General features: G+C 59.8%; 7 protein-coding genes and 1 pseudogene. All 8 read left to right on the forward strand.

Annotated elements, in window-relative coordinates:
* Positions 1-119: pseudogene (locus Q0M74_RS10830) on the forward strand (16S rRNA (cytosine(1402)-N(4))-methyltransferase); the annotation flags it as partial.
* Between the two features lie 11 nt (positions 120-130).
* Entirely contained in the window at positions 131-922 is a 792-nt protein-coding gene (locus Q0M74_RS10835) for a hypothetical protein (protein ID WP_293954312.1), read from the forward strand.
* Positions 923-1,149: 227 nt separating this feature from the next.
* A complete protein-coding gene (locus Q0M74_RS10840; RefSeq protein ID WP_293954322.1) occupies positions 1,150-3,045 on the forward strand; it encodes a penicillin-binding protein 2 in 1,896 nt (631 codons plus the stop codon).
* 109 nt (positions 3,046-3,154) lie between these two features.
* The gene (locus tag Q0M74_RS10845) at positions 3,155-4,684 is read left to right on the forward strand and encodes a UDP-N-acetylmuramoyl-L-alanyl-D-glutamate--2,6-diaminopimelate ligase (RefSeq protein ID WP_293954314.1); all 1,530 of its coding nucleotides are present in this window, start codon (positions 3,155-3,157) and stop codon (positions 4,682-4,684) included.
* Between the two features lie 9 nt (positions 4,685-4,693).
* A complete protein-coding gene (gene murF / locus Q0M74_RS10850) occupies positions 4,694-6,208 on the forward strand; it encodes a UDP-N-acetylmuramoyl-tripeptide--D-alanyl-D-alanine ligase (RefSeq protein WP_293954316.1) in 1,515 nt (504 codons plus the stop codon).
* 6 nt (positions 6,209-6,214) lie between these two features.
* Complete coding sequence (gene mraY / locus Q0M74_RS10855) at positions 6,215-7,315, forward strand: phospho-N-acetylmuramoyl-pentapeptide-transferase (RefSeq protein WP_293954318.1); 1,101 nt, start codon at positions 6,215-6,217, stop codon at positions 7,313-7,315.
* 1 nt (position 7,316) lies between these two features.
* On the forward strand, positions 7,317-8,738 hold the full coding sequence (gene murD, locus Q0M74_RS10860) for a UDP-N-acetylmuramoyl-L-alanine--D-glutamate ligase (protein ID WP_293954320.1): 1,422 nt from the start codon (positions 7,317-7,319) through the stop codon (positions 8,736-8,738).
* Between the two features lie 163 nt (positions 8,739-8,901).
* A partial coding sequence (locus tag Q0M74_RS10865; protein ID WP_293954324.1) for a putative peptidoglycan glycosyltransferase FtsW occupies positions 8,902-10,217 on the forward strand: 1,316 nt, incomplete at its 3' end.

Raw genomic sequence — 10,217 nt, forward strand, 5'->3', positions numbered from 1 at the left:
CACCACTGTTCAAACAGGTCACCAGAGGGGCAGAGACTGCTTCTGAAGCTGAAATTGAAGAAAATCCCCGTGCAGCGCCGGTCAAGGTGCGCGCGATTGAACGAATCGCCGAGAAGTAAGGAGAACCACCATGACGATGACTCGTGGCTCCCGTACCGAGCCGAGCAGCACCCGTTCCTCCCGCAAGTCGGGAAGTCGTGACTATTCCACTGCGGCAAGGAACGCGTCGGCAAGTACCGTTGGCGCACCCACCACGCTGCCACCGGAGCGACGCCACTCCACCCGTGGCCTGGTTAATCCCGGTGCCCAGCCGACCTATAAGCGCCGCTTCCAGCACAAGACCGGATCCCAGCAGGTCCTGTCTGTGCGCGGACGTCGCGTGGTGGCCCCACGTGCTGATCCTAAGGTGATCAACCTTTTCATCATCGTCGTGGTTCTGCTGTGTGTTGGTGTCGGTGTGTCCATGGGATTGTCCGGCATGTCCACCCAGCAGACCTACCAGCTGCAGAACCTCAAGGCAGAAGAGACTGAACTGGCCAACCGCATTGAGTCCCTGACCCGCGATGTTGAGGATGCACGCTCAGCCGCAACCATCGCTGCCACCGCCAGTGGCATGGGCATGGTGTCCCCGGTGCAACCGGGTGTTCTGGAGGTTCAGGACAACGGTGAGGTTAGCGAGCAGCGTCCAGCCAGCCCGGAGACCCGCGCCATCATCGACATCAATGATGGGCAGCAGGTCCGCCCGAACCAGGCTTCCAGCAACCCGGATGAGATTGATGAGGTGACGGAAAACCTACAGGTGATTCCTCCTCAGCAGGGCACTGCGACTCCTCCGTATCAGAGCAATGCCCCTGCCGGAAACGTACCTTATGGTGCAACAACCCGTGACGCCGGTGAGCAAGCAGGTGGCGTCGGGCAGTGACTTTCCCCGGTGATGGACAGAGTCGGCAGCAACGAGCGGGACGTGGTGACACGTCCCGCCGTTCGGCGTACCAGGATGAAAGCAGGCGGACAGCTAGAGAACGGGAACTGAAACGACGTTCCGCAGCAACGCCTTCAACAGGGCCTTCCGGTGCAGCGGCTACCCCTGGCAGCACCTACCGTCCAGGCAGGGGTGAAGGTGGAGCCCGTAAACGTCGCGTCAACGCAGTGACCGCCATCGCGCTGTGCCTGGCGGGACTACTCATCTTCAGACTCGGATGGGTTCAGCTGGTTTGGGGGCCAGACCTGGCTGTTTATGCCTCTGACCAGCGCACACGTGTCTACGCCGATCCGGCACGTCGTGGTGAGATCCTGGACCGTGACGGCAATCAACTGGCCTACACCATGCAGGCACGCTCCCTGACCGTGTCCCCCAATATTCTCCGCCCGGAGATGATCACCCAGACCGACCTGGCCCTGCGCCTTGCCGCTGAACAGACCGACCCAGAGCAGGTGGATGACTACGTCACCATCGATGAAGGTCTGGACTATGTCCGCATGAATGCGGAGGAACGCCAGGCATTCCTGGATGACAAGTTGGACGAACGTCTGGAATTTGCCTCGAAACGCATCCCGGAGATCATCGAATCTCACGATAAAGATGTCTCCAATATTCGCTCTGAGGAAATCTTGGAGAAATTCTACGCCGACAGTCAGTACGAGGTGCTGGTACGCAATGTGGATCCGGATATCGCCGCAGAGATCACCGATGAACTCTATGGCATCGCAGGGGATCACCAGGACATCCGTCAGTATCCCAATGGCGCTGTCGCGGAAAACATCATCGGCCGGATCAGCATGGACGGTGAAGGTCAGTTCGGTTTTGAAGCCTCCAATGATTCACTCCTGGCCGGCATCGATGGCCGTTCCACCATGGATGTGTCCATCCAGGGTCAGGCCATCCCGGGAACCCTGCGCGATCAGGTCCCAGCCGTTGACGGCGCCGGTGTTGAACTGACCATCGACCTTGATCTGCAGACCTATGTCCAGCAGCTGCTGGAACAGGCCAAAGCTAACTCGGGGGCAGACAGCGCCTCAGCTGTTGTCTTGGATGCCAAGACCGCTGAGGTCCTGGCGATGGCGAACTCCGACACCATCAACCCCAATGAGGACACCGCCAAGCAGATCGAACGCGGAAAGAGCTTTGACAACCCATCGATCACTCACCCCTTTGAACCTGGTTCGGTGGCCAAGATCATCACGGCAGCCGGTGTGATTCAGGAGGGTCTGACCACTCCTGATGAAGTGCTCCAGGTGCCAGGCACCATCCAGATGGCAGGTGTCACGGTCAAGGATGCCTGGGATCACGGTGTGGTTCCGTATACCACCGCAGGTGTCTTTGGTAAGTCCTCCAACGTGGGCACCCTGATGCTGGCTGAGCGACTCGGGGAGGAGCAGTTCTCTGAATACCTCGACCGCTTCGGCATCGGGCAGCCCACCGGTATTGAACTTCCCACAGAATCCCAGGGCCTGATCCCAGCGCTCGAGCAGTGGTCCGGTGGTACCTTTGCCAACCTGCCGATCGGCCAGGGCATGTCAATTACCCTCTTGCAGATGGCCGGCATCTACCAGGCGTTGGCCAATGACGGTGAGCGTATTGAACCGCGCATCGTCAAACAGGTCACCGATTCCGATGGCACCATCCTGGAACAACCAGAACCGGAAAAAGTCCAGGTTGTCAGCCCGGAGGCAGCACGCACCACAGTGGATATGTTCCGGTCGGTGATCCAGGATGACCCCACCGGTCTCCAGCGCGGTACTGCCGCAGACGCCGCCATCGAGGGCTACCAGTTGTCTGGCAAGACAGGTACTGCCCAGAAGGTCGATGAGAACACCGGGGCCTATTCCAACTCTGAATACTGGATTACCTTCGCCGGAATCGCACCCGCAGATGATCCCCGTTTTGTCGTGGCAATTATGCTTGATGAGCCGGAACGTGGTGTTCATGGTGGTGCCGGTGGCACTGCCGCACCCTTGTTCAAGGACATCGCCACCTGGCTTCTCAACCGGGATAATATCCCGCTGTCCGCGCCAGCCGAACCCATTCTTCTTGAAGCCCAGTAGGTTCAATAGAATTTACTGAGCCCTCAATATTCACAGCAGGGGACACCACCCACGTGGCCCCTGGACCATCTGCCCATCAACAACCTGACCCCACACTGGAGGAATATCAATGGCCATCACACTCACGGCCCTTGCTGAGATCATCGGAGGCCGCCTGCACAACGCGGTGGATCCGGAGATGGAAATCCGCAATATCGGCCTGGATTCCTCCACGCTGTCTAAGAAGGCCGCGATCTTCGCTGCTGTTCCGGGAACTCGTAAGCATGGTGCTGTTTTTGCCACACAGGACCGCGCAGCAGGTGCCCTGGCAGTCCTCACCGATGATGAGGGTGCCGGAATCCTTGCTGAGGCTGGCGACCAGCGTCCCCTCATCGTTGTCAGTGAGGTTCGGAAGGTGTTGGGGGTTGCGTCGTCAAGCGTTTATGGCGATCCCTCACAGGAGCTCGTGTTGATCGGTGTCACCGGTACCTCCGGCAAGACCACGACCAGTTACCTGCTGGAACGTGGCCTGATGGAGGCTGGTTACAAGGTGGGGCTGATCGGCACCACAGGTACCCGCATTGACGGTGAAGCTGTGCCCACCAAGCTGACCACCCCGGAGGCACCGACGCTGCAGAAGCTGTTCTACCGCATGCGTCAACATGATGTCACCCACGTGGTCATGGAGGTGTCCAGTCATGCATTGTCATTGGGAAGGGTGTCCGGCTCCCACTTTGATGTCGCCGCTTTCACCAACCTTTCCCAGGATCACCTGGATTTCCACGACACCATGGATGAGTACTTCGAAGCGAAGTCGCTGTTCTTCCATCCGGATTCACCACTTGCCGCAACCAACCAGGTTGTCTGTGTTGATGATGAGTGGGGAACACACATGGCTGAGATCGCTGGCAACGCACAGACCGTGGCCACCACCGGTAAGACAGCAGATTTCATCGCCACCGCCGCCCAGGTGAGCGAATCTGGAGAGCAGAACTTCTCCATCACCACTCCTGAGCACGGCGATGTCCCCGTCACCCTGGCCCTACCCGGTGCCTTCAACGTTGCCAACGCCACCCTTGCCCTGGCTGCGGCCGTGCGCGCCGGCGTGGACCCGGTTCCCTTTGCCCAGGGCATGGCCAAGGTTGCGGTACCAGGGCGCATGGAGCGTATCGACGAAGGCCAGGACTTCCTCGCCGTCGTGGACTATGCCCACAAGCCAGCAGCCGTGGCGGCTGTGCTAGACACCCTGCGCTCCCAGATCGAGGGACGCCTCGGTGTGGTCATCGGCGCTGGTGGCGACCGTGATGCCACCAAACGTGCCCCCATGGGTGAGCTGTCCGCGCAGCGCGCCGACCTCGTCATCATCACCGATGATAATCCCCGCTCTGAAGTTCCCGCCACCATCCGGGAAGCGGTCATGGCAGGTGCTACCAAGGGTGCTGCTGAGGCAGAGCGCCAGGTAGATGTCCGTGAGATCGGTGACCGTGCCAAGGCCATCCGCGCGCTGATCGAGTGGGCAGGCCCCGGAGATGGCATTGTTGTAGCTGGCAAGGGCCATGAGGTTGGCCAGCTGGTTGCCGGAGTCACCCACCATTTTGATGATCGCGAGCAGGTTCGTGAGGCACTGCAGCACAAGCAGTCCACCAGGGAAGGAAAATAGGCCGAACCCATGATGCAACTGACACTGGGCCAGATCGCCGAGATCACCGGGGGTGAACTGGCCGGAGGCGCACAGGCGGACACCCTTGTCATCGGAACCGTCGAATTCGACTCCCGCAAAATTACGCCGGGAGGATTGTTCCTGGCACTGCCCGGAGCACGTGTGGACGGCCATGAATTTGCCGCCACAGCCGTAGAGAAGGGTGCTGCCGCAGTCCTGGCTGCACGGGAAGTGGATGCCCCCTCCATCATCGTCCCCGCCGTGGGTAAATCTGATTCCAATGCGGATATCTACGCCAATGACCCAGAAGGCCATGGCGCGGCCGTCATTGAGGCACTCTCCCTCCTGGCACGCCACGTGGTTGACCTGGGTGTGGGTGAGCATTCCCTCAACGTGGTCGCAATAACCGGATCTGCTGGCAAGACATCCACCAAGGACTTCATCGCCACCGTGCTATCCATGGCAGGTGACACCGTGGCACCCCCGGGCTCATTCAACAATGAGATCGGTCTGCCACACACCGCCCTGCGCTGTACTGAATCCACCCGCTACCTGGTTGCTGAGATGTCAGCGCGCGGCATCGGACACATCGCCCACCTGGCACGCATCACCCCGCCACGCATCGGTGCGGTCCTCAACGTCGGTTCCGCGCACTTAGGTGAATTCGGTTCCCGTGAGAATATCGCCCAGGCCAAGGGAGAACTCATTGAAGCTCTCCCCGCAGCTGCTGATGGCGGCGTGGCCGTCCTCAACGCTGATGACCCTTTCGTGGCTTCTATGGCTCCGCGCACCCAGGCACGTGTAGTCACCTTCTCCACGGCGAACCCGCCGGCACGGGGAGCGGACTACTGGGCCACCGACCTCTCACTCGATGATGTCGCACGGGCCAGTTTCACGCTGCACACCAATAATGGTTCCTGGCCGGTGACCCTCCAAGTCTTCGGCGAACACCAGGTGTCCAATGCACTCGCCGCCGCCGCCGTGGCGATCGAAGCCGGCATTGATGAATCCACGGTGGTGGCAGGCCTGGCCTCCCACGCCGCGGCCTCTGCCCACCGCATGGATGTGCGCACCCGTCCTGATGGCGTGACCATCATCAATGACTCCTATAACGCCAACCCGGATTCCATGCGGGCAGGTGTGGCAGCTCTGGCTTACACCGCCAGCGCACGTACCGAATCCCATAGCTGGGCCGTACTCGGCCAGATGGGTGAACTCGGTGATGACGCTGTGGAGGCACACCGTGCACTGGGTGGGGAACTGGCCAAGTATCATATTGAAAGACTCATTGCAGTCGGGGACAACCCCAACTGCCATGCACTGGGGGAGCAGGCTGCTGCCCTGGGCGTGAAGACCTATGCGGTGGCCGATGCTGACGCAGCAATCGAACTTTTACGCCAACACATTCGTCGAGATGATGTCGTGTTGGTCAAAGCATCCAACGCCGACAGGCTGTGGCGCCTGGCCGAGGGGCTACACGGGATGTTTGAAGGCGGAACACGCCGGAATCTGGAAGGACTGTAAGAAGTAATGCAACAGATCATCATCAGTGGAGCCGTTGCGTTCCTGGTCGCTATTTTCCTCACCCCGGTCCTGATCCGGTATTTCACCAAGCGGCAGCTCGGCCAGGAGATCCGTGAAGAAGGCCTGCAGTCACACTTGCGTAAGCGTGGCACCCCGACCATGGGTGGCATTGCGATCATCGCCGGCATCGTGGTCAGTTACCTGGTCACCAACATCTACTCCATCCTGGCTGGTTTCGGTGGCTTCACTGCCTCTGGTCTGCTTGTCCTGGGCTTGATGTTGGGGCTTGGCCTCACCGGCTTTGCTGATGACTTCATCAAACTGTTCAAGGAAAGAAACCTGGGACTGAACAAGACCGCAAAACTGGTCTCCCAACTGGCCATCGCCCTGGTGTTTGGTTTCCTGGTACTACAGTTTCCGGATGAAAACGGGCTGACCCCAGCATCCACACACCTGTCCTTCATCCGTGATATCGACACCATCGACCTAGCCTTCGGTGGCGGCATCCTGGGCATCATTGTCTTTTTGATCTTCATCTACATCGTGGTCAGTGCCTGGTCTAATGCGGTCAACGTCACCGATGGCCTTGATGGACTTGCCGCCGGCACTACCGCCTTTGTCATGGGTGCCTACACCCTCATCACCTTCTGGCAGTTCCGTAACTCCTGCGATACCGCAGTGGAGGCCGGCTGCTACACCGTGCGTGATCCACTCGATATCGCAGTGCTGGCAGCCGGTGGCCTTGGCGCCACCCTCGGCTTTCTGTGGTGGAACGCCGCACCGGCGAAGATCTTCATGGGCGACACCGGTTCCCTGGCACTGGGTGGATTGGTCGCGGGTATCTCCGTGGTCACTCGCACTGAGCTGCTCATGGTCATCATCGGCGCCCTCTTTGTCATCGAGGTAGCCTCCGTGGCCATCCAGATCGCAGTATTCAAGACCCGCAAGAAGCGTGTGTTCAAGATGGCTCCGATCCACCACCACTTCGAGGCGGTCGGCTGGGCGGAGACCACCGTCGTGGTCCGCTTCTGGCTGATTGCCATCATGGCCGTTCTGGCCGGCATGGCCGTGTTCTACAGTGACTGGCTCACCCTGGCGGAGGTCTAATATGACTGCACACTTTGATACCTCAGGTCTGCCGGCATCACTGCGCGGCAGGATCCTGGTGGCCGGCGCCGGTGTCTCCGGCCTGGGCGTCGCTGGCATGCTCCACGAGCTCGGTCTGGAGGTGGTGGTGGCAGATGACAATGACACCGCCCGCCACCGTTTGATGGAACTGATCGAAGTCCGCGATATCAGCACCGCAGAGGCACGTGCCACCCTGGATGATTACTCCATCGTGGTGACTTCTCCGGGTTGGCATCCGGCCAGCCCTCTGCTTGTCGACGCCGCCGCCCACGGCCTTGAAGTCATCGGCGATGTGGAAGTGGCTTGGCGCCTGGATCGTGCCGGCGTCTTCGGTACCCCTCGTACCTGGCTGGTGGTCACCGGAACCAACGGTAAGACCACCACCACCGCGATGTTGGCAGCGATGATGAAACAGGGCGGACAGGCTGCTGAGGCCGTCGGCAACATCGGGGTCCCGGTTTCTGCAGCGTTGCTGGCAAAAGAACGCGTGGATGTCATGGTCGCGGAACTATCCAGTTTCCAGCTCCACTGGGCACCCACCCTGGTCCCGGATGCCGGCCTGGTCCTGAACCTGGCAGAAGACCACATTGACTGGCACGGCTCCTTCCGCGAGTATGCCCTGGCCAAGACCAAGGTGCTCAACGGGCCAGTTGCTGTCATCGGCGCAGATGATGAGTTCCTGGTCTCTCTGACCACTGAGCAGGACCTTGAAGATCTCATCGGCTTCACCCTCAACGTACCGGGGGAACGCCAGGTCGGTGTGAACAACGGACATCTGGTGGACAACACCTTTGGTAAGAATCTGGTGCTGGCACCAGCTGATGGTATCAACCCCTCCGGTCCCGCCGGAGTCCTTGACGCACTGGCCGCCGCAGCACTCGCACGTTCCCAGGGTGTGAGCCCGGAGGCCATCGCGGCAGCTCTGGAGGCTTTCGAGGTCTCCGGACACCGCGGACAGGTTATCGCCGTTGATGGCGGTGTGGAATTCATCGACAACTCCAAGGCCACCAACCCGCATGCTGCAGATTCAGCACTTGCTGGAAAAGACTCAGTGATCTGGCTTGTCGGTGGACAGCTCAAGGGCGCCGACATCTCTGAACTGGTGGCAACACATGCTCACCGGATCAAGGCAGCCCTGGTCCTCGGTGTTGACCGGGCAGAGATTGTCACCGCACTAGAAAAACATGTCCCGGAAACACAGATTTATGTGACAGAATCTCCTGATCCGATGGGAGCGATGGAGGAGCTTGTCACTGAGGCCTTCCGAATCGCGACATCAGGTGACTCCGTGCTCCTAGCGCCAGCCGCAGCATCCCTGGACATGTACAAGGGCATGGGGGAGCGTGGCGATCTCTTTGCACGCTCCGTACTCACTACAATCGAGGGACAAAAGGAAGAGTAGGGCGGATCTCATGACCACCAGCAGCGCATCACGGAAGCCCGGACCGGCACAGCCGCGCGCAGGGGATCAGAAGTCTGCCTCCAGGACCCGGAGCAATTCTCGCACCGGACTCAGCCTCCGCGGGAGGATCTCCCATGCCTGGAATGATCTGCTCTCCCGTCCGATGACGGATTACATCATGATCCTGTTCACCGTCATCGCCCTGTCCTGCATCGGCGTGGTCATGGTGTACTCATCTTCCATGACATGGTCATTTTCTGAGGTCGGAAGCGTCTGGGGCACCGCCCTGCGCCAGGCAGTCATGATCGTGGTGGGTTTTGCTGTGATGTGGGTCGCCCTGATGGTACGGCCCCAGTTGATCCGCAGTCTGGCACCAACGCTGCTGGTGATATCCATCCTGCTGTTGCTTGCCGTCCAGATTCCCGGCATCGGCACAGGTAGGGAAGAAGTGGGATCCCAGTCCTGGATCAATCTCGGACCGGTGAGTTTCCAGCCCTCAGAAATCGCCAAGGTTGCCATCGCCGTCTGGGGTGCACACTATCTCGCTGGGAAGGGGCCGGTCACACACTGGATCAACAACCACTACACCAGATTCGCACTGGTCGGTATCTTCATGGCCACCCTGATCTTCCTTGAGGGCGACGCTGGCATGGCGATGTCCTTCGTGCTGGTTGTTCTGTTCATGCTTTTCTTCGCCGGTATCGCCGTGGGGTGGCTGATTCTAGCAGGTGGTGTACTCCTTGCCGCCCTTGCTGCCCTGGCACTGGGTGGAGGTTTCCGATCCAACCGTTTCAACGTCTACTTTGATGCATTCTTCGGAAATTTCCATGACACCCGGGGTACAGCATTCCAGTCTTATCAGGGGTTTCTATCCCTGGCTGATGGCGCAGCCACCGGTGTGGGGCTGGGACAGTCCCGCGCAAAATGGTTCTACCTGCCTGAAGCTAAAAATGACTTCATCTTCGCCATCATCGGTGAAGAACTCGGTCTGTGGGGCGGGGCGATTGTCATTGGCCTGTTCGCCACCTTGCTCTATTTCGGTCTGCGCACAGCCAAGCGCAGCCATGACCCATTCCTCGGCCTGCTTGCCGCAACCCTCACCGCAGCGGTGGTCTCCCAGGCCTTCATCAACATCTCTTATGTTGTGGGACTGCTTCCTGTCACCGGTATCCAGCTGCCGATGATTTCCGCTGGTGGTACCTCCGCGGTGATCACCCTGGCGTCGATGGGACTGTTGGCAAGTTGTGCCCGCCATGAACCTGAAGCGGTATCAGCCATGGCCTCCTATGGCAGGCCGGTTGTGGACAGGCTCCTGATGCTGCGTGAACCCAGCAGCAAACTGACATCCAATAACGTTGGTGTCCGTAGCCCACGAGGCTCTCGTGGAATGACCCCGACCACCGCAGAGAAACGCCGGGCCGGTAGCCGTGAGCGTTTCGGTGATCCGGTGACCTCCCGACCTGAGGCACGTGGCGATGC

This window comes from uncultured Corynebacterium sp., from assembly GCF_945649885.1.
Taxonomy (GTDB): Bacteria; Actinomycetota; Actinomycetes; order Mycobacteriales; family Mycobacteriaceae; genus Corynebacterium.

Coding starts and splice junctions, on each gene's coding strand:
- Q0M74_RS10835 (WP_293954312.1), top strand. CDS start 131: ATGACGATGACTCGTGGCTCCCGTACCGAGCCGAGCAGCACCCGTTCC.
- Q0M74_RS10845 (WP_293954314.1), top strand. CDS start 3,155: ATGGCCATCACACTCACGGCCCTTGCTGAGATCATCGGAGGCCGCCTG.
- murF (WP_293954316.1), top strand. CDS start 4,694: ATGATGCAACTGACACTGGGCCAGATCGCCGAGATCACCGGGGGTGAA.
- mraY (WP_293954318.1), top strand. CDS start 6,215: ATGCAACAGATCATCATCAGTGGAGCCGTTGCGTTCCTGGTCGCTATT.
- murD (WP_293954320.1), top strand. CDS start 7,317: ATGACTGCACACTTTGATACCTCAGGTCTGCCGGCATCACTGCGCGGC.